This is a genomic window from Deminuibacter soli (genome assembly GCF_003412455.1).
GTDB classification, from domain to species: Bacteria; Bacteroidota; Bacteroidia; order Chitinophagales; family Chitinophagaceae; genus Deminuibacter; species Deminuibacter soli.
This window is the reverse complement of record NZ_QTJU01000009.1, coordinates 133,734-159,761: the sequence shown is the minus strand read 5'-3', so window position 1 is coordinate 159,761 and position 26,028 is coordinate 133,734. Positions and strand designations below refer to the sequence as shown.

General features: G+C 48.6%; 21 protein-coding genes. 9 read left to right on the top strand and 12 right to left on the bottom strand.

Annotation, left to right across the window (positions count from 1 at the left end):
* Positions 1-18: 18 nt before the first annotated feature.
* The 6 genes from DXN05_RS20065 to DXN05_RS20035 all read right to left on the bottom strand — a co-directional run bounded on the left by DXN05_RS20065 (position 19) and on the right by DXN05_RS20035 (position 6,920).
* A complete protein-coding gene (locus DXN05_RS20065) occupies positions 19-717 on the bottom strand; it encodes a DUF1963 domain-containing protein (RefSeq protein WP_116849073.1) in 699 nt (232 codons plus the stop codon).
* Between the two features lie 469 nt (positions 718-1,186).
* The gene (locus DXN05_RS20060) at positions 1,187-1,492 is read right to left on the bottom strand and encodes an RNA recognition motif domain-containing protein (protein WP_116849072.1); all 306 of its coding nucleotides are present in this window, start codon (positions 1,490-1,492) and stop codon (positions 1,187-1,189) included.
* Positions 1,493-1,755: 263 nt separating this feature from the next.
* Positions 1,756-2,355, bottom strand: a complete 600-nt coding sequence (locus tag DXN05_RS20055; protein ID WP_116849071.1) for a hypothetical protein — start codon at positions 2,353-2,355, stop codon at positions 1,756-1,758.
* A gap of 156 nt (positions 2,356-2,511) precedes the next feature.
* Positions 2,512-4,341: a M61 family metallopeptidase gene (locus DXN05_RS20050; protein WP_211330107.1), complete on the bottom strand. Its 1,830-nt coding sequence runs from the start codon at positions 4,339-4,341 to the stop codon at positions 2,512-2,514.
* A gap of 580 nt (positions 4,342-4,921) precedes the next feature.
* Positions 4,922-5,383: a DoxX family protein gene (locus DXN05_RS20040; protein WP_116849069.1), complete on the bottom strand. Its 462-nt coding sequence runs from the start codon at positions 5,381-5,383 to the stop codon at positions 4,922-4,924.
* A 103-nt stretch (positions 5,384-5,486) separates the two neighbouring features.
* Complete coding sequence (locus DXN05_RS20035; RefSeq protein WP_116849068.1) at positions 5,487-6,920, bottom strand: SDR family oxidoreductase; 1,434 nt, start codon at positions 6,918-6,920, stop codon at positions 5,487-5,489.
* 485 nt (positions 6,921-7,405) lie between these two features.
* Here DXN05_RS20035 and DXN05_RS20030 point away from each other — a divergent pair, with 485 nt between their 5' ends.
* The 8 genes from DXN05_RS20030 (at position 7,406) to DXN05_RS19995 (ending at position 21,017) form a co-directional block, all read left to right on the top strand.
* Positions 7,406-8,266, top strand: a complete 861-nt coding sequence (locus DXN05_RS20030; protein WP_116849067.1) for a DUF4382 domain-containing protein — start codon at positions 7,406-7,408, stop codon at positions 8,264-8,266.
* 572 nt (positions 8,267-8,838) lie between these two features.
* Positions 8,839-10,047 (top strand): TolC family protein, encoded by a 1,209-nt coding sequence (locus DXN05_RS20025; RefSeq protein WP_245975259.1) that lies wholly within the window; start codon positions 8,839-8,841, stop codon positions 10,045-10,047.
* 45 nt (positions 10,048-10,092) lie between these two features.
* Complete coding sequence (locus DXN05_RS20020) at positions 10,093-11,241, top strand: efflux RND transporter periplasmic adaptor subunit (protein WP_116849066.1); 1,149 nt, start codon at positions 10,093-10,095, stop codon at positions 11,239-11,241.
* Between the two features lie 88 nt (positions 11,242-11,329).
* A complete protein-coding gene (locus DXN05_RS20015; protein WP_116849065.1) occupies positions 11,330-14,518 on the top strand; it encodes an efflux RND transporter permease subunit in 3,189 nt (1,062 codons plus the stop codon).
* A 147-nt stretch (positions 14,519-14,665) separates the two neighbouring features.
* Positions 14,666-15,193: a hypothetical protein gene (locus DXN05_RS20010; RefSeq protein ID WP_245975258.1), complete on the top strand. Its 528-nt coding sequence runs from the start codon at positions 14,666-14,668 to the stop codon at positions 15,191-15,193.
* 46 nt (positions 15,194-15,239) lie between these two features.
* Complete coding sequence (locus tag DXN05_RS20005; RefSeq protein ID WP_116849063.1) at positions 15,240-15,764, top strand: DinB family protein; 525 nt, start codon at positions 15,240-15,242, stop codon at positions 15,762-15,764.
* A 136-nt stretch (positions 15,765-15,900) separates the two neighbouring features.
* A complete protein-coding gene (locus DXN05_RS20000; RefSeq protein ID WP_158559365.1) occupies positions 15,901-19,542 on the top strand; it encodes a SusC/RagA family TonB-linked outer membrane protein in 3,642 nt (1,213 codons plus the stop codon).
* A 17-nt stretch (positions 19,543-19,559) separates the two neighbouring features.
* On the top strand, positions 19,560-21,017 hold the full coding sequence (locus DXN05_RS19995) for a SusD/RagB family nutrient-binding outer membrane lipoprotein (protein WP_116849061.1): 1,458 nt from the start codon (positions 19,560-19,562) through the stop codon (positions 21,015-21,017).
* Positions 21,018-21,032: 15 nt separating this feature from the next.
* Here the strand turns inward: DXN05_RS19995 and DXN05_RS19990 are convergent, their stop codons facing one another.
* From DXN05_RS19990 to DXN05_RS19980, 3 genes are all read right to left on the bottom strand, one after another.
* Positions 21,033-21,311 (bottom strand): hypothetical protein, encoded by a 279-nt coding sequence (locus DXN05_RS19990; protein WP_116849060.1) that lies wholly within the window; start codon positions 21,309-21,311, stop codon positions 21,033-21,035.
* A 77-nt stretch (positions 21,312-21,388) separates the two neighbouring features.
* Positions 21,389-22,258, bottom strand: a complete 870-nt coding sequence (locus tag DXN05_RS19985) for a class I SAM-dependent methyltransferase (protein WP_116849059.1) — start codon at positions 22,256-22,258, stop codon at positions 21,389-21,391.
* Between the two features lie 46 nt (positions 22,259-22,304).
* The gene (locus DXN05_RS19980; RefSeq protein WP_245975256.1) at positions 22,305-22,841 is read right to left on the bottom strand and encodes a Crp/Fnr family transcriptional regulator; all 537 of its coding nucleotides are present in this window, start codon (positions 22,839-22,841) and stop codon (positions 22,305-22,307) included.
* A gap of 243 nt (positions 22,842-23,084) precedes the next feature.
* On the opposite strand from DXN05_RS19980, the gene DXN05_RS19975 reads away from it, so the two are divergent.
* Complete coding sequence (locus DXN05_RS19975) at positions 23,085-23,426, top strand: DUF7674 family protein (RefSeq protein WP_116849057.1); 342 nt, start codon at positions 23,085-23,087, stop codon at positions 23,424-23,426.
* A 28-nt stretch (positions 23,427-23,454) separates the two neighbouring features.
* Here the strand turns inward: DXN05_RS19975 and DXN05_RS19970 are convergent, their stop codons facing one another.
* Genes DXN05_RS19970 through DXN05_RS19960 form a run of 3 tightly spaced genes read right to left on the bottom strand, consistent with a single transcriptional unit; the run spans position 23,455 to position 25,974 of the window.
* Positions 23,455-24,180: a LolA family protein gene (locus DXN05_RS19970; protein WP_245975255.1), complete on the bottom strand. Its 726-nt coding sequence runs from the start codon at positions 24,178-24,180 to the stop codon at positions 23,455-23,457.
* Between the two features lie 5 nt (positions 24,181-24,185).
* A complete protein-coding gene (locus DXN05_RS19965; protein ID WP_116849056.1) occupies positions 24,186-25,061 on the bottom strand; it encodes an ABC transporter permease in 876 nt (291 codons plus the stop codon).
* A complete protein-coding gene (locus DXN05_RS19960) occupies positions 25,030-25,974 on the bottom strand; it encodes an ABC transporter ATP-binding protein (protein WP_116849055.1) in 945 nt (314 codons plus the stop codon). Before DXN05_RS19960 ends, DXN05_RS19965 begins: the two co-directional genes overlap by 32 nt.
* Between the last annotated feature and the right edge of the window lie 54 nt (positions 25,975-26,028).

The window sequence follows — 26,028 nt, the reverse complement described above, 5'->3', positions numbered from 1 at the left end:
ACCGGCTTTCACCACTCACTAGTCATACTCCGCATACACCTTCCATTCTCCTGTTTGTGCGTTTTTGGTGAAGTAAAGATTGTTGTCGTCTTCGATGGGCCAGCCGGCTTTATCGTCGGGGGCAATCTGGAACATGAATTCAAAGCCTTCATCAAAGCCGTTGTGTGCCTGCTGAAAGCTGGGGTAGCCGCCCAGTTTATGGTGGTAGTGCAGGTTTACTGCATCGTAGTAATTGCTGATTTCTTCTTTTTCCTCGAGTGTTTCAATGGCAGTGATAATAGCTGAAGGGAATGCAGGATCGTCCCATACCGGGAAATCATCTTCTGCATTGCCGGGTTTAAGCGGGTATGTTTTGAACAGGGGTTCGGGATGTACCCAGCGTTTTACCACCAGCTGATCAGCTGCGGTGTATTCGCGCAATACCCAGCCATCGCCTTGTGGTGTGTGGCTGTCGATTGGTTCATCATATCCAACAAAAACAGTGATGACTGCGGTGTTCTTCAATGCTTCGGGAATATAGGGGAGTGAGGCCACGTGTAATTGCAGCAGGGGATACATTACGTCGCCCTCGCTGTTGAGTGGTATCTCTTCTGCTTCTTTGTACAGGTATACATTGCCTATCCAGCTTTCTGTAGCTGCATCGCCGGGTTTAAATCCGCCTGTTCTGAATTCAACTGTCTTTTTAGCTAGCTGCTGTTTTATTTCCCCTATGTTCATGCTGCTGTTTTGTTGTACCAAAATAAAGGCTTTTGGTTAAAAAAACATGCATCTTTTTGATGTATCTGTTACATGTTAAATTGTTCAATGGTTTGATAGTTCAATAGTTCAATTGTTCAAGAGTTCAATTGTTCAAGAGTTCAATTGTTCAAGAGTTCAATTGTTCAAGAGTTCAATTGTTCAATGGGGGCAATTGATTGATGTGTGGAGGGAAGGCGTATTGAAGTGTGGGGAAAAGCATTTCCTTCTCTGCGGTTGGGGCAGCAGCAGTGTTCATTTACCGCAACAATACGCAGGAGAAAAACGCAAAGCATTGCATACTGCAGGTACATAGGTTTAGGGATCACTTTGCAGTGTGAAGGTGTAAGGGTAGTGGGTTGGCCCTAAAAAGACTAAAGGGATTCCTGCCTCTTTGCAGAAGCGGAAATCCCTTTATATTTTCAGGATACTGATGAATAGTTGATCACTATTACCATTTGCTGTTTGAGAAAGAACGCCTGTTGCCACCGCCGTTGTTACCGCCGGTTTTTTCTTCCCTTGGTTTAGCAATAGTAACATTGATAGCCCTTCCTTCAACCATACCACCGTTCAGTTCTTCGATAGCTTTCTGCGCTTCAGCGTCGATAGCCATTTCTACGAAACCGAAACCACGACTGCGGTTAGTGAATTTGTCTTTAATAACTTTGGCTGAAACTACTTCGCCATACTCTTCAAAAAATCCCCTTAAGTCATCATCTTCAACGTTGAAGCTTAAGTTTGAAACGTAAATGTTCATACTATGTACTGATAATTAATAAAATGAATGAGCTGATAAGCTGAGAAAACAGGAGTGTAAAGAAGCATCACTATTAGCAGAAAATGCGTAGCAGAGATAGACCGTTCAATTACTAAAATGCTGTGTTACTCAAACTGACGCGGCAAAGATACGACGTTAATTCGGTAAAACGATGTTTTATCAAATATAATCTGTTAAAAACAAAATGACCGGAAAGCTGCTGCTGTTTATTGCTGCATGTGCTTTCCGGTCTTATAAAAATATTACATGTTTTGCTGGTTCTTCGAAGCAGCTTTAACCCTTGCACCTGACAGGTAAATCTGGAAACCGATGTTCAGGTTTAATGCGCTTGAAGTTGTGCTGGAGCCAAAACCCACCACACCGTTGTATTTCAGTAAGCCTTCCAAACCAATGTTTGGTGTTATAAAGTAGGCCAAACCAGGTCCGATACCCAAACCCAGTCCATTAGTACTGCCACCGCCTTTTGATATATTGGTGCCTTCAAGGCCTACATTTCCTTCCACAAAAAAGAGGGTATGTTTAAGCACTGTGATATTGGTGTTGTTTATTTTGTTAACATAAAGCCTGGCGAGCGGACCAACACCATAGGTGGTATAAGTTGGTGCATCTTTCGCTGTTTGCAATCCAAAATGTACAAAAGCACCCAGCGCAAGATTGTCTTTAATAAACCAGGCGGCTTTTGGAGTAAGGTTAATGTTGGTAGCGGCACCATGGTTAAGGCCAAAGTTGAAATTCGCGAGATCGGCGCCAATCAATACATTCCCGCGTTGTATCTGGGCATTTACTGCGGTGCAGGTACAAGCCACCAATACAATTGCAAGTGTCATCAATCTTTTTTTCATACGTTATTTTTTATGTGGAGAAAACAGACCTCTCATGGTTGCCTGGAGGTCCGTCCTAGCACAGAGAAAATTCATGCCAAACAGATAGATGCTGCGTTATGATTGATTTGTGTAACGGTTAAGCCATTGACAAACAGACCGAAGCATTCCGTGCAATTATTTCTTTCCTAGCCAGTTGCTTCGGAATTGTTGCTCAGTTGGGGAAATATTGCCTGAATTATCTGCCGTTTCGCGCAATAATACTTTGTACTGCGGGTTTTGCGCAGAAGTAACCGTTACTTTCATGGTTATATCACGATGTTTGTATATAACAGGCAAAACATCGCCGGGTTTGTGTGCAGCGAGTATGGCATCCATGTCTTTTTCAGCATGTACTTCCCTGCCATCAACCGATAACAATGTGTCGCTATTGTCGATACCAGCCATATAAAAAGGGGTATCGCGTCGCGTGTTGCTGCTGATGATCAGTTCATTGTTTTTGCCGGTGGTATACTGCACATTGCCCAGCCATGCTTTACCGGGCTCTGCGGCAACCAGCTGCATACCTGCATTTGCCAGCAGCGGTGCATAATCAAATGATGTATGCCCGTGAATGTATTGTTTGAAGAAAGAAGCCGCAAAAGCTTTGTCGCCTGTTACCTCTGCCAGCACCTGCTGCAGTCCGTCCATGGTATAGGCGATTTCTGTTTTGCCGAATTTCTTCCATAAGGCACGCATGTAGTTATCCAGTGTTGTATTGAAGCGGCTGCGCAAGGTAAGATCCAGTGCCAGTGCTGTGGCTCCGCCATACATGTAATAACTGGTAAACATGTTGGGGTAGTTGGTCTGGTCTATCGATACACCTGCATCAACAAACACTGCATGCTGACTGCTTTCAATGGGACTGTAATATTTTGCTCCCGGTGTGTTTTGCTTGGCATTGATAAGACCCGATAATGTGTTGCAGTAATCGGCAGGCGTGGTAAAACCGGCGCGTTCTTTGAGCAGTTCGCCGTAATACTGCGTAAAACCTTCAGCAAGCCACAGGCCATCGCTCTCATTGCTTTTTTCAAAGTTGAACGGCTCAATGGTTTTAGGACGAATGCGCTCTACATTCCAGCAGTGAAAAAACTCGTGTGCAAATACACCCAGCAAGCGGTTTGATCCGTCAAACGCAACGGGAATAGAGATCATGGTAGAGTTGCGGTGCTCCATACCATCGCCCTTTACATACGGGTTGATGCTTGCAAGAAAGGTATAACGGTGCTGGTCATAAGCAGGCGTTTCACCAAATACAGCCTGGGCCTGTGTTACAATCTGTTTTATTTTTTCGCCGAAGGCATCGAGCTGGTTGTCATTGTCTGTTCCGTCGAAGGCAATGCGAAACTGGCAGGCAGTTTTGTCGGGGTTATTGAGTGTGAAACCGGTATACTTCAGCTTGCCTATTTTAACAGGCGAATCCATAAAGTACTGCAGGCCGGGTGCGGTAAATGTATGCTCATCCTTGCCGGGCAGCAGTTGGGTGGCGATGGTAAAAGCCGAATCTGCCGGGGTATTGAAATGGATGGTGATGGGGGCATTCTCCAGTCCCTTCACCCACATAAAGGTAGCGGGCATGTTTAAATGATAACCCGTGGCGTCAATGCCTGCATAGGTGCCATCTGCATAATTGCCAAACAGGGTATAGGTAAGCTGCACATATCCCGTGTAATTGGCCACGCGGTACACATCACCGTCAGGTTTGGTAAAGGCCAGCGCAGTACCTGATTCATCGGTTACCTGTACATCGTAAACGTTTTTGCCAAATTCATGCGTGGCGTATCTGCCGGGCGAAGAGCGGCTCATCCTGAACAAAAGTGGTGCGCCGGTAGGGGCGTCTTTCACGGTAACACTGATGCGGGCTTCGTGGTGAACGGCATTGGGGGCGCTGAATTCGTACACAAGTTGCTGGGCCTGCGTGTGTAAACAGCATAGGGTTGCCATGCCCAGCAAGAACAATTTAGTCATGTTGCGTTGGTTTGCGCTAAGATAGGGAAATCGGCAATCGTGAGCCGTCAATCGTGAGTGATCTGAGCGGGTGCTAATTTCGGTAGGGCCCATGCCGGTGTCCTCACCGGCATGTATGTCTGGGTTGGTGACTGTGCGGACACAGCCACAGGCGGGAAAGGGGCCCATGCCGGTGTCCTCACGGGCATGTATGTCTGGGTTGGTGGCTGTGCGGACACAGCCACAGGCGGGAAAGTGGCCCATGCCGGTGTCCTCACCGGCATGTATGTTTGGGTTGGTGGCTGTGAGGACACAGCCACAGGCGGGAAAGGGGCCCATGCCGGTGTCCTCACCGGCATGTATGTTTGGGTTGGTGGCTGTGAGGACACAGCCACAGGCGGGAAAGTGGCCCATGCCGGTGTCCTCACCGGCATGTATGTCTGTTGGTGGCTGTGCGGACACAGCCACAGGCGGGAAAGGGCCCATGCCGGTGTCCTCACCGGCATGTATGTTTGGGTTGGTGGCTGTGAGGACACAGCCACAGGCGGCGACACACGCTAAAAGCTATGTGCCCCAAACTTGCAGCCCTGCTGCCACCACCTTACAACTGGATATTATTGTTCAGTCCCGCCTTGTAGTAGGTTCTGAAATATTCGTCTGCTGAAATACGGCCGCTGCCTTCAATTACGAATACTACCAGCAGTACCAGCGTTATAACCGCCAGCGCCAGTTCAGAGCCGTTGTTCATGGTAAAATGGGGCAGATTCACGATAAAGATGGCGCCCAGCAGGATAGGGATCTGCAGGATGCTCATAATACGTGTCATTAAGCCAATCAGTATAAAAAAGCCGCCCAGCAGGTGGGCCCAGGTAATAACGCCTGAAAGCAGGGCTGTATTGGCGTGTGCCAGCCTGGTGCCCTGCAGCAAGGTTTCCAGCCTGGAGCTGTCGCTGATAAAGGCAATGCCTTTAATAAACAGTAATGCGCCAAGGGCAATCCGCAGCAGCGTAAGCCACCTGGGCTGGTGCAGCGAGTGGGCACGGATGTTTTGTAATACCGGCATAATAGAAGTTTTTATACTTATTCAAACGATGCGCCATACAATAAGTTGCCTGTATTACAAAATTTAGCAAATGCAGTGGGGGAGCGGGTTACAGCCGTTTGGGCTATTTGCTTTTTACAATGCTGTTAATCATGCCGTTAAATATAAAATAGTGAAACGGCAGCATGCTGTACCAATACAGCCTGCCCCATAGCCCGCGCGGGCGGAAAGTGGCGGTCTGGCGCAGTTGCAGCTGGTTGCTTCTGCGCATAATGCGGAATTCGAGCCAGGCTTCGCCGGGTACCTTCATTTCGGCAAACAGCAGCAGGCGTTTGCGTTGCTTGTCTGCCACCAGCACGCGCCAGAAATCCAGCGCATCGCCCGGGTGTATCTGTGTGGCGCTGGTACGGCCACGGCGCAATCCTACGCCGCCAAAAGCCCTGTCGATAAACCCGCGGGCGCGCCACAGGGTATTGCCGTAGTACCAGCCCTTTTCGCCGCCAATGCTCCAAATATTACTCAGCACCTGCTGTTCGTCGCCGGTAATGGGCAGCCATTTTACGTCCATAAAGCAGCCGAAGGTGGGCACTTCTACGTATTGCATTACATCGGTGCGGGTGTTGAAGGCGCTGAAAGCGTCTTTCCAGCTGCTGAGCACCAGTTGCTGTTCTATTTTCTCAAAAGCCAGCTGCACGGCCGATTTGTAGGGCAGCAGGGTAATGCCCAGTTGCTGCGCCAGGTTATTGGGGCGGCAGGTGACATTTACCTTCATGCTGTTCACTAGGTTTATGGCCAGGGGATAGGAGGTGGATGTAATAAAATACAGCCAGAAAGAAGACACACGCGGTGTCATAAACGGAAGGGTGATGATCCATCTTTTTAAATGCCGGACTTCTGCAAACTGCAGCAGCATTTGTTTGTAGGAAAGTACTTCCGGCGCGCCGATATCAAAATTCTGCTGATAGGTGTCTTCACGCAGCACCACGCCGGTTAAAAATTCGATCACGTTGCGTATGGCAATAGGCTGGCAAAGTGTATTCAGCCATCGCGGCGCTACCATCACAGGCAGCTTTTCTACCAGGTCGCGTATAATTTCAAACGATGCGCTGCCCGAGCCTACAATTATACCGGCACGCAGTACGGTTAAGGGCACGGGTCCTTTAGCCAGTTCCTGTTCCACTGCCAGCCTGGATTGCAGGTGTTGCGACAAATGTGTTTCATTGCTGATGCCACTTAAATAAATAACCTGCTTGCAGCTGGTGGCATTCAGTTGCTGTACAAAGTTGGTGGCGGCGCGCAGTTCTTTTTCACTGAAATCGGCCCCTGTGCTCATGGAATGAATTAAGAAGAAAGCAGCATCAATATCTGCGGGGAATGCAGGATGGGCGGGCGGTTGCAGGAAATCTATTTCGATGATATGAATATTTTCTGCTGCATGCTCCTGTTCAAACCGCCTGCGGCTGCGTACGCAGCAGTATAGTTCATGTCCCTGTGCCAGCAATGCGGGAATAAGACGTTGACCGATGTATCCGTTGGCGCCTGTTATCAGCAGCTTCATATAGATGGAATAACAGCTTTGTCGCTGCTTTGTTGAAAATGCAGCGAACAGCGCAACGTTTTAAACGGTCAGGCAACGGAAGCAGCGATAGCGGGATCTGGAAGAAACATGAGCGGGGAAACATCGAAAATCGAGAATCGACACGTCGAGACTATTTAAGCGAGCCGAATCTTGAGTTGTGAGCGGGAAAACATCGAGAATCGAGAATCGACACGTCGAGACTATCTAAGCGAGCCGAATCGTCAGTCGTCAGTTGGCGCGAGTATTAAATTAGAGCGAGTATCAGATTGGGAACCGATAGGTTGAGACTATCGTAGCGGGTTTTTATTTGAACCATTGAACAATTGAACCATTGAACCATCAAGCTATTAAACCATCGAACCTCCAAACCCAACCCTGGCACAGATTTCGCTAAAAGCAAATCAACTTTCCTCATTATAAATTAAAGCGGTTATAACCCAATTCTACTTTTAAACATTTACTGTATGCAAACTACAAACCTGTTCAAGGGAATGGCTGCTGCGGCCATTACAATTGCGGTTGCTTTGATTGCCTGTTCTAAAAATGAATCATCGCAACAAAATCTTCCGCCTGCAGGCAAGCAGGCCGTGTCCTTATATTTAACGGATGATCCCGGGTTCTTCGACAATGTGTATGTAGACATTCAATCGGTACAGGTGCTGGTTGATACCTGCAGCAACAGTCAGTGGAACGATTGGGGCAACGATAACCGCGATAGCTGCCGCGTGTGGGATGATTTGCAGATACGCGCCGGTGTGTACGATATTCTTTCCCTGCGCAACGGGCTTGATACGCTGTTTGCGCAAGGCAATGTGCCCAAGGGAAAAATCAAGTATATCAAAATTCAGCTGGGCACGCAAAACAGCCTGGTGAAAGACAGCGTAACCTACCCGCTGCACCTGCCTGCTGCCTTTAACGGCACCATACTGCTGAAATTCCGCGGCGATGAATTTGAACAGTTTGAAAGTGGCAGATGCCGCCTGTGGCTTGACTTTGACATTGCACGTTCTATCATCAAAGTGCGCGACGGCATGTTTTACCTGAACCCGGTACTGCACTGGTTTATTGCCAAAACAACCGGCAGCATACAGGGCAAGGTATCACCCATGAGTGCATTCCCCGTGATTACGGTGTACAACAACAATGGCGATACTTCCTATGCATTGCCCAACCCCGGCGGGGAATTTAAAGTGCGCGCCCTGACTGCAGGTATCTACAATGTATTCGTCAATGCATCGAACGGTTATGCCGATACAACAGTGAGCAACATTACACTTAGTCCGGGCAAGAATGTAAAACTGGATAAGATTCAGCTGCACAAATAAACAGCAGCACCCTATTTTATAACAGGCCACCCGCAATTATTATTGCGGGTGGCTTTTTTATGTACAACAATAAGCGGTTTGAGATGTATAAACACGAGAAATTAATGGTGAAAGGGTGAGAGGGCACAGGAGCTGAAATGTAATTAGCGCAGGGATTTCCGCGGGTCGACTAAACTTATTAATTTCACAAGCAACAGGATACAAATGTTGTTTCTGTTAAGTATCCATCCCCTTTTGAATATGAGAAAATAGTTTAATATAACAAAGCGCTACTGTGGCCGACTATAAATATTATTAAACAAACGTTTGATTTATTGTGAGGAATCACCTTACATTTGCAGCACTCTTCCTTAGAGAAACAAAACCTGAAGTTTCGACTGCTTAGTATCTAAGCCTGTAGCCTGCTGCCGATTAATGTAAATGGGATTTAATTGAATAAACCGGATATTATTGAACTTATGAAACGATCAATGTACACAATGTCGTTCCTTTTGATAGGGAGCGGATTTTCATTATTACAAGCGCAAACCAGGAACGATTCTTTACCATCGGAAGCTACCTTGCAAAATTGTGTGCAGTACGCACTGGTTCACCAGCCCATTGCCAGGCAGTCGGAGATTGACGAAGAGATCACCGAATCGCAGATCAAGGGCAGGCTGGCAGACTGGTATCCGCAGGTAAATTTCAATTACAGCCTGCAGCACAATTTCCAGCTGCAGAAAATTGTGTTCAATGGCCAAACCATACAGTCTGGCACCAAGAACGTCTCTGCCGGGCAGTTTACACTGGATCAGACCTTGTTTAACAGGGATGTACTGCTTGCCAGCAGAACTGCTAAAACCGTGCGTACACAGGCCAAACAAAACACAGCCAGCAACCGTATTGATATTGCGGCCAACGTAAGCAAGGCATTTTTTGACGTGCTGCTTACCAGCCAGCAGATACGGCTGGTAGATGAAGATATTGTACGCCTTGAACGCAGCTATAAAGATGCCTATAACCAATACCAGGGCGGTGTGGTTGATAAAACCGATTACAAGCGTGCCAGCATAGCCCTGAACAATGCCAAAGCCCAGAAGAAAAGCGGGGAAGAACAACTGAAAGCCAAATACGCCAGCCTGAAACTGGAAATGGGCTACCCGGACAGCCTGCAGCTGAAGCTGCATTACGATTCTGTGCAACTGGCAAATGAAGTCTTCTTCGATACCCTGCAAACCGTACGGTACGACCAGCGCATCGAATACCAGCTGCTGCAAACACAGCGCCAGCTGCAGGAAGCACAGGTTAAATACAGCAAATGGAGCTTTATTCCAGAAGTGAGCGCCTTTGCCGACTACAATGCCAACTATCTCGACAACAGATTCTCCAAATTATATGGTGACAACCTGCCCAACTCGTACGCAGGCGTATCACTCAAGTTCCCGATATTCCAGGGTGGTAAACGCACGCAGGAAATTAAGCAGGCAAAACTGCAGCTGCAAAGGGTTGACTGGGATATACAGAACCTGAAAAACAATGTAAACACACAGTATGTGGCAGCACTGAGCGCTTACAAAAGCAACCTCAGCGACTACAACATTCTGAAAGATAACCTTGACCTGGCGCAGGAAGTGTACAACACCATTAACCTGCAATACCGCTCGGGTGTGAAGGCCTACATTGAAGTAGTAAATGCGGAAACAGACCTGCGCACTGCACAGGTAAACTATACCAATGCATTGTACCAGGTACTGAGCAGCAAAATTGACGTGCAGAAAGCACTTGGCACCATTAACCCTTAAGAAAAACATCACAACAATTCATTCATGCGTAAACTATCTCTTAATATGAAAAATGTACGTTGGTCAGGTTCTGTAATGATTGGCATGTTGGCTCTGGCAGCTTGTGGTAATAAAAATGCTCAGCAGCAACAGCAGGCGCCCAAAGCTGTACCGGTGAAGGTTGCAGATGCAACAACCATTCATGCTGTGTATAACGATGAGTATCCCGGCACTGTTACAGCATTGAATCAAACTGAAATACGCCCGCAGGTTACGGGTTATGTTACGGGTATCTTTTTTAAAGATGGTGACAAGGTAACCAAGGGGCAAAAACTGTATACCATCGACGAGCAGGTGTACAATGCCAATTACCAGCAGGCAGTGGCCAATGTGGCAGTGCAGGAAGCCAACCTGGTGAAAGCGCAGAAAGATGCCGACCGCTACCACGAACTGGACAAAAATGATGCGATAGCCAAACAGCAGGTAGATAATGCAGATGCCGCACTCGCTGCAGCCCAGAAACAGGTAGATGCTGCCAAAGCTACCGTACGTTCTGTACAGGCCAATGTACGCTTCTCTACCATTACCGCGCCTTTCACCGGTACCATCGGTATTTCGCAGGTGAAAGTAGGTACTTCAGTGGTTGCAGGCACCTCGGTACTGAATACTGTTTCTACCGATGACCCGATGGCGGTTGACTTTGTGGTTGACCAGAGCGAGATTTACCGCTTTGCACAACTGCAGCAGAAAAGCAATAGTGCCAAAGATTCAACTTTTACCATCGCATTTGCAGGTGATGTATACAAATATCCCGGCACCATCAGCTTTATTGACCGTGCCGTTGACCCGCAGACTGCAACCATCAAAACCCGCCTGGTATTTCCCAACACCCAGAAACTGCTGCGTGCCGGTATGAACACTACGGTGCGTGTGCGCAACAACAGCTCTATACCATCTGTCATTATTCCTTACAATGCCATTACCGAGCAGCTGGGTGAGTTTTTTGTATACGCAGTGGGCGACAGCAGCAAAGTACACCAGACCAAAGTAACAGTGGGCAAACAGCTGGGTACCAATGTGATTATAAAAACCGGCCTGAAAGGCGATGAGAAAGTAGTGGTGCAGGGTATGCAAAACCTGCATGAAGGTGCTGAGATAACCACAGCTGCTCCGCAGGCACCCGGTGCTGCTGCAGCCGGCGGTCAGAAAAAATAAGATAGCGTGTAGTATAAGACAGACCTATTCATCAACCATGAGCCGTGCAAAAGCAGGCAGCTGCTGCGCACGTAAAAGATGTTAAAAAATGATAGCAGATACTTTTATAAAACGACCGGTTACAGCGATTGTAATTTCGATCGTAATTGTACTGGTGGGGTTAATCTCCATCACTACACTGCCCATTGCCCAGTATCCCGATATTACACCGCCCACCGTATCTGTGGCCGGTACATATACAGGTGCCGATGCTGAAACCGTGGAGCAAACCACTACTACAGCCATTGAAACGCAGATCAATGGTTCGCCTGGCATGACGTACATGAGCAGTAACAGTACCAGCAGCGGCCAGAGCAGCATTACCGTAAACTTTGAAATAGGCACCGATGTAAACATTGCCACGCTCGATGTGCAGAACCGTGTAAGTATTGCCGAACCTGCGCTGCCGGATGCGGTAAAACGTTTGGGTTTAACCACACGCAAGCGTAACCCGAGTATTATGATGGCCCTTGCCCTGTACTCGCCCAAGGGTTCGCACGATGCCATTTTCCTGGGTAACTACAGTAATATTTACCTGAAAGATGCCTTGCTGCGCGTGAAGGGTGTAGGTGATATTATTACCCGTGCCGATGACTTCAGTATGCGTGTATGGCTGAACCCGCAGAAGCTTGCTGCGCTGAACATGACCACAACGGATATTGCCGCTGCACTGAGCGAACAGAATCTGCAGATTGCAGCCGGCACCATTGGCGGCAACCCGCAGCCTACGGTACAAAGCTTTGAGTACACCATCTTAACCAACGGCCGTTTAAAAACAAAAGAGCAGTTTGAAAATATCATCGTTCGTACCACGCCTGCCAATGGAAGCCTGGTGCGTTTGAGAGATGTAGCCAGGGTTGAGCTGGGTAAATTCGATTATAGCAACAATGCCCTTGTAAATGGCAAAGCCTGCGCATTTATCCTTATTTACCAGGCGCCTGGCGCCAATGCGCTTGATACGTACAACGGTATCATCAAAACCATGAAAGAGCTGAAGCAGCGTTTTCCGCCTGATGTGGATTATGCTGTGCCGCTGGAAACAGCCACTGTGGTATCTGCTTCTATCGAAGAAGTACTGCACACATTTGTGGAAGCGCTGATACTGGTAACATTGGTGGTGTTCCTGTTCCTCCAGAACTGGCGTGCCACACTGATTCCTGTACTGGCTATCCCGGTATCACTGATCGGTACCTTTATCTTCTTTATTCCTTTTGGCTTTACCATTAACACGCTTACGCTGTTTGCGTTTGTACTGGCCATCGGTATTGTGGTGGATGACGCCATTGTGGTGGTGGAAGCGGTACAACATTATATAGACCATGAAAAGCTGACGCCGAAAGAGGCAACCCACAAGGCCATGAAAGATATCTCTGGCCCGGTTGTGGCCATTGCCCTTATCCTGGCTGCGGTGTTTGTGCCGGTGAGCTTTGCACCCGGTATCGTAGGCCGCCTGTACCAGCAGTTCGCCATCACCATCGCCGTGTCTGTGGTTATCTCGGCTTTTGTGGCCTTGTCGTTAACACCGGCACTCTGTTCCATGATGCTGAAACCAAGCAAGGAAGCAGGTGCCAGGAAGAACTTCCTGGAGAAATTCTTCGACCGGTTTAACAGGTGGTTTGGCAAGGTAACATTTGCTTACGGTAAAGGTGTAGCCAAATGGATCAGGGGTACCCGTTATGTGATCATCATGATGCTGGTATTGTTTGTAGGCCTGGGCTTGCTGTTTGCGAAAAAACCAACCGGCTTTATCCCTACGGAAGATGAAGGCCGCATGTTCGTAACATATGAATTGCCGGAAGGTACTTCTACCGCCCGCAGTGTGGCTATGCTGAAAGACATTATGCAGCGCGTACAGAGCATTCCTGCGGTGAATGTAGTAGGTGGTTTGGCCGGTTTGAATGCCATCAGCTTCTCCAATAAATCGAACGTGGGTACCATGTTCGTGGCCCTGAAGCCCTGGGATGACCGCAAAAGCAAGGAAGAGCAGCTGCAGGGTGTAATTGCAGAAATCGTAAAACGTACCAGCGATCTTAAAGAAGCACGTATCCTGCCAATTGCTCCGCCGGCGATCCCGGGCCTGGGGCAAACATCAGGCTTCACGTTCGAGCTGCAGCAAACCACCAGCACAGACAGTGCGCAGGTGTTTGAAAACGTAGCAAGGAAATTCCTGGGTGCGTTGTACCAGCGCCCTGAAATAGGCCTCGCCTATACCTTCTTTACCACGCATACGCCTAACTACCGCGTAGACCTTGACAGGGATAAGGCCAAGAAGCTGGGTGTATCTATCTCAGATGCATATGCTACCATGAGCACCATGCTGGGCAGCAGTTATATCAATGACTTTAACCTGTACGGGCGCAACTTCCGCGTGGTAACGATGGCTGACAGCAGTTACCGTTCATCGCTGAGCAACCTGCACGAAATATACGTACGCAACAGCCAGGGCAATATGATTCCGCTGGACGCGCTGGTGACTACACGCCTTACAGAAGCGCCGGCGTTGTTATCACACTATAACATTTACCGTTCCATTGAAATCAACGGCACACCCAAACCAGGCTTCAGTAGCGGTCAGGCCATCGAGGCGCTGAAAGAAGTAGCAGCGCAGACACTGCCAGCCGGTTACAGTTATGAGTTCTCCGGTCTTAGCCGCGAAGAGATTATTGCGGGTAACAGTACATTGCTGCTGTTTACGGTATCGGTAGTATTCGTATTCCTGTTCCTCGCAGCGCTGTACGAAAGCTGGTCTGTTCCGTTCTCAGTATTGTTCGCGGTGCCTATCGGTTTGCTGGGGGCCATCCTCGCACTCACGTTTGTACCACGTTTGTCCAATAACATTTATGCGCAGATTGGTATGATCACCATTATCGGTCTGGCAGCCAAAAACGCCATCCTGATCGTGGAATTTGCGAAGGAGCGTGTGGACAGGGGTATTGATATTACCCATGCCACCCTGCAGGCGGTACAGCTGCGTTTGCGCCCGATCATCATGACCTCCCTGGCGTTTATCCTGGGTATTATGCCGCTGGCACTGGCCACCGGCGCTGCCTCACAGGCGCGTAATACCATCGGCTTTACGGTACTGGGCGGCATGCTTGCGGCTACCACGCTGGCGATATTCGTGGTGCCGGTATTGTTTGTATTGATTTCGAAAATGAGTTACAGCAAAAAGAAACTCGAAGAGCTGAAACTGAAAGCCCTCGAAAACGAGCAAACCCTGCCGCACGATCATGGTTAACCAATATACCGGGTGCAGTTTATCTGCGCGGGTATATGCCAGATAATGATAAAAAGTGTCATAGTATTCTATGGCACTTTTTTTTTCGCAGATTGTTACCTTTGCAGCTGTATGCATGATATAGAACCATTTTTTAATTGGCGACATATGTACACCGCTGAAGAAGATCAGCGGTCGCCCTTCTTTGGCCGTACCTACAGCGAGTTTGAATTTTCGCAAACCGTATACAACTATTACATTCACCCGCAATGGGATGAGTTTGGCAGCCGCACGCTGTACCTGAAAATTATTTATGCAGATTATGAATTGCAGTTTGTGGTGATTGAACTGATAGGCGAGTGGAACGATGCCATTGAAAACGATATTATGACGCTGAAGCGTGATGTAATTGACCACCTGTTTAAGGAAGGCATTACCAAATACATCCTGGTAGGCGAAAATGTGCTGAATTTTCACAGCGGTGACCGCGACTACTACCAGGAATGGTTTGAAGAAGTAACCGACGAAAACGGCTGGATTGTGCTGCTGAACCTGCCCGAAGCCTCGCAGTATGATTTCCGTAAAAAGAAGATCAACTACTATATAGAGCTCATGGAAATTTTAAACTGGCGTACCTATAAACCGGAAGACCTGTTTAAACTGATTGATGAGCGCATCAACAAAAGGCTTGAATAGCCTGCATTACAGTACCGCCCTTTGAATAACTACCTAACAACAACACATGGATCTGAACCACTACTTAGCCGAACTCGATAACAATACACGCAACACACTGGATATTGTTGACAAATACTCCGCTACTGAATTACTGTTTAAAGAAGAAGAAACCTGCAGCATCGCCGACCTGCTGGAGCACATCTGCATCAGTGACAACCGCACGATCAATTTGCTGAAAAGCGATACCACATCTGTTGCAGCTACCGAAGAATTATACGGTGACGCCAGGCTGCAACAGATTGTAGTTGACTACCAGGGAGGCCCTAAAATTACCGAAACAGAGTTACGGGAGCTGCAGGGTGCTGTTACCGACTACTCCAGTTTTGAAGCCATTTTTACCCCGCAACGCGAAGCGCTGAAGCAGGCACTGCTGAGCGGTGAAATTGCCATTACCCATAAAACCTACCCGCACCAATACCTGGGCGATATGACGGTGACGGACTGGCTTAAATACATCATCTATCACACGAACAGGCATCTTAACGATATTATGGCGGATTCGATGGAGTTTAAGAAATCGATATCGTGAGGGTGAGTGGATTCATTCAACCATTTTCTTAAGCTTTGGCAACGTTTTTGGTCGCTTAGCGGAATTATTTCTTTGTTAACCTAGCCACTATTACGCTATGCCTGTAAAAACGTCCGCTGTCCTAACCTGTTGCTGTATGCTCTTTTCATTGTTCGCTATGGCACAGGGCTCACCGAAAACGGTAAATGGAAAACTGCTTGGCCTGGATGGTACACCCCAGTCTGGCTACACCCTTCAGTCAAAGGCCCTGCAAAGCCAGGCCACAACTGCCGATGACGGCAGGTTCTCGTTAAAAACCAATGCAGGTGATTCTATCATCATCATTTTCCAGAGTGCAAAACTGGGTGCTTTCAAACTGCCTGATATGGATAATTTCCAGGTGCAGTTTGCAGAAGGCAACAAGTTTAAGTTTACACCGCTTGCAGCTGCAACACCTGCAGCAGATAGCAGTGGTGTTGGAAAAACACCACAAACTGATTCGCTGAAGAAAGATACAGGTGTGGTAAATGCTCCACATGACAGCACTGCAGCTGTTCCGCACGACAGTACAAAAACTGCTGCTGTTCCTGATACTTCCAAAACAGGAGATTCAGTGATGGTGAAAGGAACGGCAACTGATTTTGCCAACCATCCCATTGCATTTGTAAACGTTACGTACAGCAATGGTAAAAGCTATACCGGTACAGAAAGCGGCACATTCAGTATTCCTTTTAAACCCGGTGAAACCGTAAAGTTTTCTGCCGTAGGGTACGAGGCTAAAACTGTTGTGCTCACTGCATTTGACAAGCCCCTGCCTGTACAGTTAAACTCAGCCGCCAACACACAGCAATTGCAGGAAGTAAAAGTAACTGCATTGGGTTTGTCGAAAAAAGGCAAGGCTGTTGGGTACAGTGTGCAGGAAGTAAAGGGTGATGTGGTGCAAACGGCCAAGGAAACCAATTTTGTGAATGCATTGCAGGGCCGCTTGTCCGGCGTGCAGATCAATGGTAACTCAGGTTCCATGGGTGGTTCAACCAAGGTAACCATACGCGGTAACAAATCTATCACGGGAAACAACAATGCCTTGTTTGTAGTGGATGGCATATTCATGGGCAACAACAACCCGGTACCCAGCTACAACCAGCAGATCGGTGGCGGCGGTTACGATTACGGCAGTCCCATACAAGATATCAACCCTGATGATATTGACCAGGTATCGGTGCTGAAAGGTGCTGCTGCCACTGCATTGTACGGCAGCCGCGGATCGAACGGGGTAGTGCTGATCACAACAAAGAAAGGCGGCGGCAGCGGTGGTAAACTCGGTATTACCTACAGCTTCAACGCGCAGATGGATAAAGTATACAAACTGCCCGGTTACCAGAACAGGTATGGCGGCGGCAGTGCCAATCTCGCTGATCCGAATTTTGTTGCCTCTTCTTTTGATACCTTATGGTACAGCAAAAACCCGGAACAGTTTGCAAGCGGACAAGGCACGTACACCGACCCGGTAAAAGGCGGGTACGACCTGATGCCGCAGTTTGCTGCGGATGAATCATGGGGGCCTGAGTTGAAAGGACAGGTGATACGCCCGTATTATTCATTTGACAGGGATAAAAACAATCCCTACTTCGGAACCACCAGTAAATGGCTGCCGCAGCCGGATAATGTGCGTGATTTTTACAGAACCGGCTTAACGTTTACCAATAGTGTAAGCGTGGGAGGCAGCAGTGATAAGGGCACTTTCCGTTTGTCGTACAGCAACCTCTCGCAAAAGTTTATGCTGCCCAATGCCAACAACAGCCGCAATAACCTGGGCTTTAACGGTACGTATAAAGTGAACAGCGCCATTACTGCACTGGCCAGTGCCAACTACTCGGTGAACAGGGCTACAGGCCGCCCGGGTACCGGCTTTTCGGGCACCAACCCAACAGAAGTATTCAGCCTGTACAGCCAGCGGCAACTGGAAATTGACAAACTGAAATACTACCAGTTCCCCGATGGATCGCAGGTAAGCTGGAACCGCAAATCATTCAGTGACCCCACACCTGCATCGGCCACCACACCTTACTGGACAGCCAACAAAGGTTATGAAAGCGATAACCGCTCCCGTTTGTTTGGTATGGCAGGCGTTGAGGTAAAAGCCACCAGCTGGCTGAATTTATCAGGCAAAGTGTTCTTAGACCAGTTCAGCACCCTGCAGGAAGAACGCATACCGAAAGATTACCAGACAGGCGGTTATACCCGTACAGACCGTACTTTCCAGGAATTGAACTACCAGTTTCTTGCAACAGTGCGCAAAGACATCGGTAAGAAATTTGACATCACCGCCACAGCAGGTGGTAACATCATGCAGCAGCGGGATGAAATCAACACCGGCACCTTTACGGGTTTAATTGTACCGGATATTTACAATTACCGCAATGCAGCAGGACGTGTTACCTACACACCATACCTGTTCCGCAAGCAGATTAATTCCGTGTTTGGTGATGTTACAATTGGTTATATGAACAGCGTATACCTGGAACTCACCGGCCGCAACGATTGGGCATCGACCCTGCCTGCAGGCAACAACTCGTACTTTTACCCATCAGCATCTTTATCGGCCGTATTCTCTGACTGGGTGAAATGGAAATGGCTTTCGTTTGGCAAGTTCAGGGCAAGTGTGGCGCAGATAGGCAGTGATACCGACCCGTACAGAACACAGCTGGCGTATGGCATACCCGGTTTGTTTGGCAGCAACCCCATTATTGCCAAAGATCCCAACCTCAACAATAACCAGCTGCTGCCCGAAAAAAGCACGGAAGTGGAAGCAGGGCTTGAGCTGAAATTCCTGAACAACAGGGTGGGACTGGATGCGACTGTGTACAGCCGTACTACGAAAAACCTGATTGTGCCTTTGCAGGTTTCACCCACCAGCGGTTACAATTATTACTTCGCCAACATTGGTAAATCAAGAAGCCGGGGCCTGGAAATAGAACTCACCGGTCGCCCTGTAGAAAGCAAAAACTTCACCTGGGATATTGGCGTAAACTACTCCATGAACCGCAGTAAACTGCTGGCCCTGAACGTACCCAACAACCCCGATGTAGACCGTTATATTGTAGGCACAGAAAGAAGGCGCAACTCCGTATCTACCGCTGCAATAGTTGGTCAGCCCCTCTTTGTACTAACCGGTACCGACTATACGCGTGATGCCGGCGGCAACAAAATACTGGACACCAGCGGCCACTATGTACCTACCGATGCCACGCATATCATCGGCAGCACGCAGCCCAAATTTGTGGGTGGTGTAAGCAACAGCTTTACGTACAAACATATTTCACTGAGTGCGCTGATCGATTTCCAGAACGGCGGCAGCTTCTTCTCGTACACCAATATGTACGGCCTGGCATCGGGTCTGCTGGATGTAACCGCAGCCAATAACATACGCGAAACCGGTATTACGCCGGTGGGTGTTACGGCAGATGGCAAGGAGAGCACCAAACACATCAGTGCTGCAGATCATTTCAAAAACAACTTCGGCACCAATGTAAACGCAGCGAATGTGTACGATGCCAGCTATGTGTACCTGCGCGAAGTGCGCCTGGGCTACGAGCTGCCTGAAAGATGGGCCAAAGCCATTAAAGGCCGCACCATCAAAATATCACTGTACGGCCGCAACCTTTGGCTGATACACAGCAATGCACCGAATGTAGATCCATCAAACATCATCAATTCAGACAGTAATATACAGGGCCTGGAAGGCGGTGCGCTGCCTTCTACACGTACCTATGGCGTTAACCTTAATGTTGGCTTTTAACCGGAAAAACACATACTATGAAACAACAATTGCTCAAAATAACTGCAGGCTGTATATTACTCGCAGGTATGCTGCAGGCCTGTACCAAAGGTTTTACAGGATTGAATACAGACCCCACCAAACCCTCCACCGCCCCGCCGGATGCATTGATCACGGGTGCGGAGAAAGCGGCATCGGATGTATTGTACAACAACTTCGTGAATGGAAAAATAGGCATGTTATATTCCCAATACTGGTCGCAAACCCAAAAGGAAAGCGACAGCCAGTACAAGCTGGATGAGGCCTGCAACAATACCCTGTGGGGCTTGTACAGCGGCGCACTGTCGAACCTGCAGGAGGTAGTGCGGTTAAGCAGTGTAAATGCTGCGGCGGTATCGCCGAATGAGGCGGCTATTGCCAATATCCTCAGCGTATGGCTGTACCAGACACTGGCCGATGTGTACGGCAATGTACCTTACCACGACGCACTTACCGGCCTTAATAATTTTACGCCGCATTACGACAGTGCGCAGGCTATTTACGATAGCCTGGTGCAAAAGCTCGACGCACAGGTGGCTGTATTCGACACTACCAAAAGCACCTTTAAAACAGGGGAGCTGATTTACCAGGGCAACCTTACCAAATGGCGCAAGCTGGCCAACTCCCTGAAGCTGCGCATCGGTATACGTATGGCTGATGCTGCACCGGAGAAATCGAAACAGGTGGTAGAAGCTGCTGCAGCTGCAGGTGTGCTGCAACCAGGCGATGATGCGCTGTTTCCTTACCTCGCTACCACGCCCGACCAGTTCCCGTTTAACGAACAATCCGGCACCGGCATACCCAACGATTATGTGATGTGTAAAACGCTGGTTGATTTTATGACTTCACTCAAAGATCCGCGCTTGCCTGTATATGCCCGCCCCACAAAGGGAGACGGCAGTTACCAGGGTAAGCCTTATGGACTGGGTTTGCCCTTTGGCAACGATTTCACGGTGTATTCGTATCCCGGCACCAGGGTGTATGCGCCTGATTTTCCCGGTATCGTCTGCACCTATTCGGAAGTAGAGTTTGCACTGGCCGAAGCAGCAGCAAGGGGGTATGCAGTAAGCGGTACAGCAGAGGGGCATTACCAGAATGCCATTGCTGCCAATATGAAATTTTGGGGTATTGCAGATACAGCAGCCCAGGCATATATCACCACCGTGCCTTATGATGCCGCTAACTGGCGCAACAGCATCGGCACACAAAAATGGCTGGCCTTGTACATGCAGGGCATCCAGTCGTGGATAGAACGCGTGCGGCTCAATTTCAAAAAAACAGATGGCAGCGATTTATTCACTGCACCCAATTCGCTTGACCCTACTGTACAGCTGGTACCTTACCGGTTAACCTACCCGATCAGTGAAGGCAATGTAAACAGTACCAATTACCACCAGGCAGGTGAGGCCATTGGCGGCGATACCAAGGGTACAAAGTTGTGGTGGAACAGGAATTAGCGGGTATGATGGTTTTTATGACAGCCTGGCCCAGGCGTAGGCTTGCCTGCGGATTTCCTCTTTTACAGTGTCGATGGATTTGATGCGGGAAGCGTTGAGGTAAACCTTTACCTCGTTGTACAATAAATCGTATACCATATGCAGGCCGGTAGGCAGCATGGTATCATCTGGTTGTACTTCGGGAATAAAAAAATCAATCAGTCCGTTGGAACGGATGGAAGGAATAGCCAGCAGGTGACGCGCGGTTTCGCCGTCATCTGCATCCAGGTAAATGGGGAAAGGGTGAAACTGCATGGTGCAGGAAGTTTATAACGCCAAGATACCTGTTTTGATCATCAGTGCATAGCAAAATGCGTTTTTTTAGTTGAATTTTATGGGATAACGGCCATCGCGGTGTAGTAAAACCCATAGCCTTTATTGTCTTCCCTGCGTGAGGGGATGTACCGGTTGCGGTAGTCATCAGCGCTGCTATTGGCGGTGAGCTGCAACCCGAACTGTTGAAGGTAGGTTGCCAGTTGGTGGGGATGAAAGCCGGTGAGCCATTGTTCACCAATTTGCTGCAGATCACGCAGCAGGCGTGGCGCGCCGTAGAAGCTGGCTGGCTGTTGCAGCACCTGTGCATGCACATAGGTAAAAATGATGGCAGAGCCTGGCGGCAGCGCAGCGAATGTGCTGAATACAGCATCAATAGCAGGCCGGGTAAGGTAATTGGTAACGCCCTCCCAGATAACGGTGCCGGGCAGGCTGAGGTTAACATGCTGGCGGTGCAGTAACTGCTGCAGGCTTTCGTTGTTGAAATCGGTGTGCAGGTAGCGGATATGGGCCGGCGCAGGCATATGCTGCAAGGCCTGTTGCTTGCGTGCTGCTGTGGCAGGATGATCAATTTCAATTACCGGTAACTGCTGCAGGGCAGGGAGCCGCAATGCCCGGGTATCGAAGCCTGCACCAAGTATAATCAATTGCCGGCTATGCGGTAATGTTTGCAGCAGCAGGTCATCAATATACCGTGTACGTGCCTGTGCAGATGACATGGCACCGGGTATTCTTTTTACAATATAACGGGTTAACAAAGTACGCATGCCTGGCCGGGCAAACAGCTTTGCAGCAAGGCGCAGTATGCCGGGTAAAAAGCGTGCAGCATAAGGATCGCTGAATAATCTTTCACCTGCCGGTCGCCGGGTTTCCATAGCGCGGAACAAAGCCATGTACCGTGCGGTTTTGCTTGCAGTATGTTGTTTCATGCCTGTAAACCTACAGCATGCCGGTTACCTGTACAATGAACCTGGGTTAAGAAATGCGTTTGCGGATACGGCTGAGCGCCTGCGGCGTAATGCCGATATACGAAGCCAGGTATTTGAGCGGGATGTGCTGCAGCAGGTGCGGGTAATCGGTAAACAGGCCGAGATACCGTTGTTCAGCCGTGTCTTTCAGCAGCGAAATCTGGCGTTTACTTTTGCGTACAAACTGTTCTTCTGCGCTGAGGCGGCCGATTTTTTGCCCCACACTGGTGCGGAGGTAGATTTCCTGGAGGTGATCGTATTGAATACTCCACTGCACTACATCGGTAAGGGCTGCAACAAAATAGGTGCAGGGCTGCCTGGTTAAAAAGGAATCGTAGGCTGTGCCGAAAGTATTTTCGAACCCGATATCAAAAGTGATTTCTTTTTCACCCTGCTCCGTGTAATGACGGGTGATGCCGCTTTCTATAAAGGATAAATGGTTTTCTACCATGCCCGGCTGCAGTATCACCGTTTTTTTACTGAAACAGCGTTGCTGCAGGTAAGTGGCAAACAGCTCCCAGTCGGCCTGCGGAATGGGCCCCATTCTTTCGAGATATGTTTTCAGCTTTTCCAGCGGCAGTGTTTCCGCAATGATACAAAAGGACTTGTTGTAATGCGCCGCCGTTTATCAAAATGGTAATGTTTTTTTCATTTCGGCAGGGCGGAGATGGCGGTTTTATCGTATATATTTATTGAAATGTAATGGCAGCAGGCATTGGCACGGCGCCGGGATGCGGCATTGCGCTTGTGATAATTGCTGTATGACTTTTTTAAACGGTCATGCGTTATGGATATGATTCAGTCAAAACAATTAGCCGGTGTTTTAACCAAACGTTTTCCAGACACCAATCGCTACAATTGCGATACGGAAGAATTAATACTGGGCTTCGCTATTTACACCTGCCGCCAGGCGCAGCAGTGCAATGTATCGCACCTGAAAGACTGCCTGGATACCGTGGACGACCTGTACCAGCACGGCGATGAAGAAATTAAACACATTATAGAACGGGTGTATGTGCCTGTGCTCAAAAACCGCATGGAGCGACAATGTGCGGGCGGAAAGCTGCTGAAGATTTACCTGCCTTATTCGCTTTACCACATTTATATCTCGTTGTGTTATAAACACTGAATGTAACAAATCCCGCAACAGCGGGGTTTCATTTAAACACCGCATCATCAATTCCTTTATTGATTACATAAGAACTGTATACAATCTCCACCTTTCCTTTTTTGTTTTTCAGCTGGCTGGCATCTGCGGGCTTCTCTGCATCTTCAAACTCGAGGGTTACACCTTTGGGCAGCTTGTAATCTTTGGTATTAAATGCAAAGATCACCTTGTCTGGCAGGGCATAGGCGGCATACTGGCCATAGGTAAGGGTAATATCATAGGTGCCGTTTTCGCGGGTAGTGGTTACCGCTTTTTTTACCAGCAGGTTGGTTTCATCAATGTACAGAGTTGATAGTATTACATCACTGTTTTCATTGTTGGGCAGCAGCTTTACAATCTTTGTCTTTACACCGTCTACCACACCATCGCCTGCTGCAATGGCCATGGCATCGTTAAAGAGTATGAGTGATTGCATGTTTACGCTGAAGCCGCCTTTGGGCAATACGGAAATGCCGCCTTCCTTGCGCAACCGGAATTTATCGGGCTTCTTGAAATAGGTCTTGATCCTGCTCACCGGCACTTTTAAAAAAGCAATATTGGTTTTTAAGCGGCCTTCTGCGGTATAGTCATTTACCTGGTCAATCTTGGCGCGTACTTTGGCCACCAGGGCCGATACATCCTGTGCCTGTGCTGCGGTAGCTGTAAAACCAATGCAGCATAACAGGCAGAGCATACGGCGGTAACGGACAAGGAAACTATGGTGTGCGATGTTCATGTTGTTTAACTTAAGATGTCTTTTTTACGGAAGAACCATACAGCTGCGCCCAGCAGTACTAGGATATGAATACCCAATACCAGCACGCTGTGTACAATGCGCATAGGGTATTGAATACTGCCTGCAACCGCTTCGTTGTTCTCTGTAACGCGTTCGTCAAAAAACTCTTTCCAGCTGTTCATGTGGGTAACGAAGAGGTAGGGTTTAATGGTATTGTACAAGGGAATATTCATGGTGCTGAGCACAGAGAAAAATACGATGATGCTCATGGTGGCTACAATGGGGCCGATGGAATTGTCTGCAAATATGGACAGCAGGAAACCTACGGCGGCAACAGTAATCATGGCCAGGGCTGCAAAGCCAAAAGCAGCGCAGTAACGCCAGAATACATCGTTTTCGCGGATAAGTACCACATAATCTGATTTGAATAAAAACAGGTCGTCTGTGCCAAACACGGCCATGCTTAGTACCAGGGCCAGTATGGCCAGCCATACCAGCAGCAGCAGGGTATAAATAACCACGGCGGTAAATTTGGCCAGTACCCATTGCGTGCGCGAATACGGTGTAGTGAGTAACAACCGCAGGGTGCCGGTATTGGCTTCGCCGGAAAAGGTGTCGGCTGCTATCAGTGTTACCAGCAGCGGCACGTGCACCAGCAGCATTTGCAGAATGATGTAACAAACCAGGTAGCCGTTCATAATCTTGCCCTGTACATCAAAATTGCCGCCGAGTGTGCTGAGCATAAATTTCACATAGCTGTCGCCATCTGCCTTCATGCCCACCTGCACCATGGTGATCAATGCTGCAATGGCGGCGAAGGCGATATATGTGCGCGGCCGTTTGAATATCTTAAACAGTTCTGCCTGTAAAATCGTCCACATGCTGTTTGCCTGAGGTTATTTGTAAAAAATAGTCTTCCAGTGAATGCCGGGGTTGCAGCAGGTTTACTGCCACGCCGTTTGCTACCAGCCATTTGTTCAATGCAGGTATATCGTTGCTGTGCATTTTTAATACCACCGATGTTTGCCTGGCAGGCTGCAGCCCTTGCTGCCACTCGCTTTGCGCTAACAATTGCAGGGTGCGTTCATTGTTGCCGGTTTGTAATTCCACGATGGTTTCAGCGGGATTAAACAATTGTGCTGTTTCGCCTTCCAGCAACCGGCGGCCTTTGTCGATGATCACCAGCCTGGTGGCCACCTGCTGTATTTCTGACAACAAATGCGAGGAAACCAGTATTGTTTTCCCGCGCTCCCTGCTAAGCCACAAAACCAGGTTGCGGATATCGGCAATGCCCTGCGGGTCGAGGCCGTTGGTTGGTTCATCGAGTATAATCAGCTGCGGATCGTTGATGAGTGCAATGGCAATACCGAGGCGTTGTTTCATACCCTGTGAAAAGGTTTTTACCTTGTCAAACGCACGTTCTGCCAATCCCAGTAATTCCAGTTGCTGCAGTAGCTGCTGCTTGCCTGTATGTGCCTGCTTAAGGCGTGCAAACAACCGCAGGTTATCGTAGGCGGAGAGGTAGGGGTATACATCAGGTTTTTCGATCACAGCGCCCACCTGGCGCAGTATTTCTTTTCTTCTGCTGCGCAGGGGCAGCCCGAACAGGGTTATATCCCCGCTGTCTGGCGCAATCAGTGTAAGCAGCATACGAATGGTGGTTGATTTGCCCGCGCCATTCTGCCCCAGGAAGCCATACACATCACCGGGCTGTACCGTAAACGATAAATGGCTGACTGCCTGCACATGGCCAAACTGCTTGCAAAGATCGTTGATAGCTATAACTGGCTGCATGTGTGTAATACAGGAAAGGAGGTGCAATTGTTTAAGGGTTTAACGTTTAATGTT